The 3,636-nt window shown below is 76.0% G+C and carries 3 protein-coding genes and 1 pseudogene; 3 read left to right on the top strand and 1 reads right to left on the bottom strand.

The genetic code is table 11. From position 1 onward, the window contains the following. The coding region (locus tag KIK08_RS38080) for an oxidoreductase (RefSeq protein WP_214408165.1) at nt 1-543 on the top strand (543 nt) is incomplete at its 5' end. 332 nt (nt 544-875) lie between these two features. Here KIK08_RS38080 and KIK08_RS38075 read toward each other — a convergent pair. After that, nucleotides 876-1,682, bottom strand: coding sequence for an HAD family hydrolase (locus tag KIK08_RS38075; protein WP_214408167.1), 807 nt, complete (start codon nt 1,680-1,682; stop codon nt 876-878). 482 nt (nt 1,683-2,164) lie between these two features. Between KIK08_RS38075 and KIK08_RS38070 the strand changes: the two genes are divergently transcribed. Both KIK08_RS38070 and KIK08_RS38065 read left to right on the top strand, forming a co-directional pair. Then, nucleotides 2,165-3,034, top strand: a complete 870-nt coding sequence (locus KIK08_RS38070) for a DMT family transporter (protein WP_250558625.1) — start codon at nt 2,165-2,167, stop codon at nt 3,032-3,034. 164 nt (nt 3,035-3,198) lie between these two features. Continuing rightward, a pseudogene (locus KIK08_RS38065) lies at nt 3,199-3,636 on the top strand (septum site-determining protein Ssd); the annotation flags it as partial.

Below are 3,636 nucleotides of genomic sequence, written 5' to 3'. Positions count from 1 at the left end.
GACGCCGTGGCCGACCCGCTGCTGGCCGGCGCGCTGCGGGCGGCCGAGGAGACCGGGAGGCTGCTGGGCGTGTGGCGCACGGCGCCGCTGCAGGCGGTGGCCCGGTTGCACGTGGTGGCCGCGGCCGACCTGGTGCCCGCCGACCGGCACGCCGACGTGCTCGGGCGCCCCCGCCCCGACCAGGAGGTCGGGGCCCGGATGGGACTGCTGGCCGATCTGGTGGCCGGGGGGACGTCGGTGCCGGCGCCGGTGCTGGTGGCCGTCGTGCACGGCGAACTGCTCGGCCTCGCGCCCTTCCCGACCGCCAACGGCGTCGTCGCGCGGGCGGCGGCCCGGTTGGCCGCGGTGGCCGCCGGCCTGGACCCCAAGGGCCTGGCCGTGCCCGAGGTCGGCCACCTCCGCCACGCCGCGACGTACCGGCAGGCGGCGACGGGCTTCGCCGCGGGCACCGCGGACGGGATCGCCGGCTGGCTGCGGCACTGCTGCGAGCAGTGGGAGGCCGGGGCGGCGGAGGGGCTGTCGATCGCGAACGCCCGGCAGTAGCGGCGACCGGACGTGAAACGGGCGGCACACCCGCGAGGGATGTACCGCCCGTCATCGCGCGAACGCCAGGTTTCCAGGCGTGCACTACGTGTCGTGGAATGGCCTCGGCGGCCGGTGGTCCGGGTCCGCAGGCCCACGACGACATGCCTCCCGCGGCGTGCTGTGCGTGGAGTGTCCCGTCGGTCGCGCACGGAGCCCGATCGGGGTGGACGGGTGCTTCTCTGCCGCACCGCCCCTGGCCTCACGAGGTCCGTGACACCTTTCTAGTACGTGACCCCGGGCACAGCAAGACCTCCGATCCGGTGCACCGGTTCAGCTACGGACGGTGGCGATCACCCCACCGAACGACTCGTCCGGCGGTGCCCGTACCAGCCGGCGGCGAGCAGGCCGGCCGCCCCGACCGCCGCCACCGCCGTCCGCGCGGGGGAACGCAGCTTGGGGCGCAGCGCGACGGGGTGGGCGAAGGTGAGCACCGGCCAGCCGCGCCGGATCGCCTCCCGGCGCAGCGCCCTGTCGGGGTTGACCACGGTCGGGTGGCCCACGGCCTCGAGCAGCGGCAGGTCGGTGATCGAGTCCGAGTAGGCCCGGCAGTCCTCGAGCCGGTAGCCGCGCTCGGCGGCGATCCGGTGGGCGGCCTCGGCCTTCTCGGCGCCGTAGCAGTAGTACTCGACCTCGCCGGTGTAGCGGCCGTCGACGGCGGTCATCCGGGTGGCGACGGCGCAGTCGGCGCCCACCATCGCCGCGATGGGCTGGACGACCTCCTCCCCCGACGCGGACAGCACGACGACCTCGTCGCCGTTCGCCCGGTGCTCGGCGATCAGCTCGGTGGCCTCGGCGTAGACCATCGGCTGCACGATCTCCAGCAGCGTCTCGGCCACGATCGACCGGACGTGGGCGACGTCCCAACCGGTGCACAGCGCGGTGATCCGCCGGCGCAGCAGGTCCATCGTGCCGGCGTCGGCGCCGGAGAGCACCAGCAGCAGCTGCGCGTAGCCGCTGCGCAGCGCGGCCCGTCTGCTGATCAGTCCCTGGCGGCGGAACGGCCGGCTGAAGGCGAGCGCGCTGGAGCCCGCGATGATCGTCTTGTCGAGGTCGAAGAACGCCGCCGCGCGGCCGGTCGCCTGGCGGACGGGGAGCATGGGGTGCGGGCCGGACACAGTCGGCGAGCCTGCCAGAACGCCCCCGCGGGCGAGCGCGCCCCCGCCGCTCCATCCGGAGCACAGAACCTGAGCCGAGAGGCGGGCGTTATGGCCAGGTTGGGGCTACAGTTGTGCTGTCCGGACACGTCCGGGCGCTGGTTCAGCTCGACCCCCCGGAGCTGAACCGATGACGGCCCCCGCCAATCCCCCCTGGCGGGGGCCGTCCCATGCGCCGTCCGGCCATCGCCCGGCCGTGGCCGCCGTGGCGGGTCTCGGCTGCGGGGTCGGCCGTGGGTTACGGTCGGGGTGATCGCGCCTGGGGTCCCGCCCACCGCCCGCCGAGCCGACCGACAACCAGGGCCGTGGGGGCCGGACCGAGCGGCGCCAGGTCGTCCGCGCCGCGGGCATCCACAACCGGCGGGACGAAAGCCCTGAGGTCCCCGACGCCCGCCCGCAGGCGAGCCGACCCCAGGGAGCTCCGGTTGGCCACATCCCCGTCGCTGTCCCCCGGCATCGTCGCGGCGGTCCTTGCCGCCGCGCTGCTGCACGCCGCGTGGAACGCGATCGCGCACGGCACCCCCGACCGGCTCGTCGGCTTCGCGGTGATGGGCGTGACCGACGTCGTCGGCGGCGGGGCGCTCGCACTGGTGGGCGGGTTCCCGTCGGCGCAGGCCTGGCCGTACGTGGTCGCCTCGGCGGCCGTGCACGTCGGGTACAACCTGCTGCTGCTGGCCGGCTACCAGCTCGGTGAGTTCAGCCAGGTCTACCCGCTGGCCCGCGGCTCGGCGCCGCTGGTGGTCGCGGCGTTCTCGCTGCTCGTGCTGCACCGCGACCTCCCGGTGCTGCACCTGGCCGGGATCGTCGCGGTGTCGGCGGGGCTGATCGCGCTGGTGCTGGTGGGCGGTCGCCCGCAGCGGGCGCAACTGCCGGCGGTGGCCGCCGCGCTCGCCACCGGCCTGGCCATCGCCGGCTACACGGTCATCGACGGCATCGGCGTCGGGCTGGGACCGCTGCTGGGCTACATCGGCTGGATGTTCCTGCTGCAGGGCCCGGCGATGCCGATCGTGGCCGCGGTGCGCAGGCGCGGGCGGCTGGTGGCCGCGCTGCGCGGGTCCACGGCCAGGGGGCTGGCCGGCGGGACGATCGCGATGCTCGCGTACGGGATCGTGCTGTGGGCGCAGACGAGCGGCGCGCTCGCCCCGATCGCCGCGCTGCGGGAGAGCAGCATCGTCTTCGGCGCGCTGATCGGGGTGGTGTTCCTCGGGGAGCGCCTGGGGGGCAGGCGGGCGGTCGCCGCGGCGGTCGTGGTCGCCGGGGTCGTCGCGCTGGCCACCCCCAGCCAGCTTATCTGAGCCCGCCGACATATCCGCTGCTCAGCAGCGGTGGGGCCGCGAGTTGTCCACATCGACCCCCAGTTGTCCACAGGTTGGGGATCCACCCGTGGAAGCCCGTTCCCCGGCCGCACCCTGGTCGTCGGCGCCCCCGATCCGGGGCGCCGGACGAGAGGAGGCGCGAGATGGCGCAGAGCGCGGGCGAACGACGCGGCCTGGTGATGGTGTCCGACCCGGACCTGCTGGACGCGGTCCTGCGGCTGGCCGCGGCGGCCGGCTGCGAGCTGCACCGCAGCGTCGACGCGATCCAGGCCCGCACGACCTGGACGCAGGCTCCCGTGGTGCTGCTCGACGGCCCGGCGGCGCGCGAGTGCGCCGGCGCGGGGCTGCCCAGGCGGCCCGGGATAGTCGTGGCGGTCCGCGGCGAGCCGCCGCCCGAGATATGGCGCGACGCCGTGACCGTCGGCGCCGAGCACGTCATCAGCCTGCCGCAGGCCGAGTCCTGGCTGGTGGGCGCGCTCACCGAGGCCGCGGAGGGCCGACCCCGCCGGGGGTCGGTGCTGGCCGTCGTCGGCGGCCGCGGCGGCGCCGGAGCGTCGGTGCTGGCCGCGGCGGTCGCGGTC

It is taken from the genome of Pseudonocardia lacus (assembly GCF_018531445.1).
GTDB classification, from domain to species: Bacteria; Actinomycetota; Actinomycetes; order Mycobacteriales; family Pseudonocardiaceae; genus Pseudonocardia; species Pseudonocardia lacus.
This window is presented reverse-complemented; position numbering and strand designations above follow the sequence as displayed.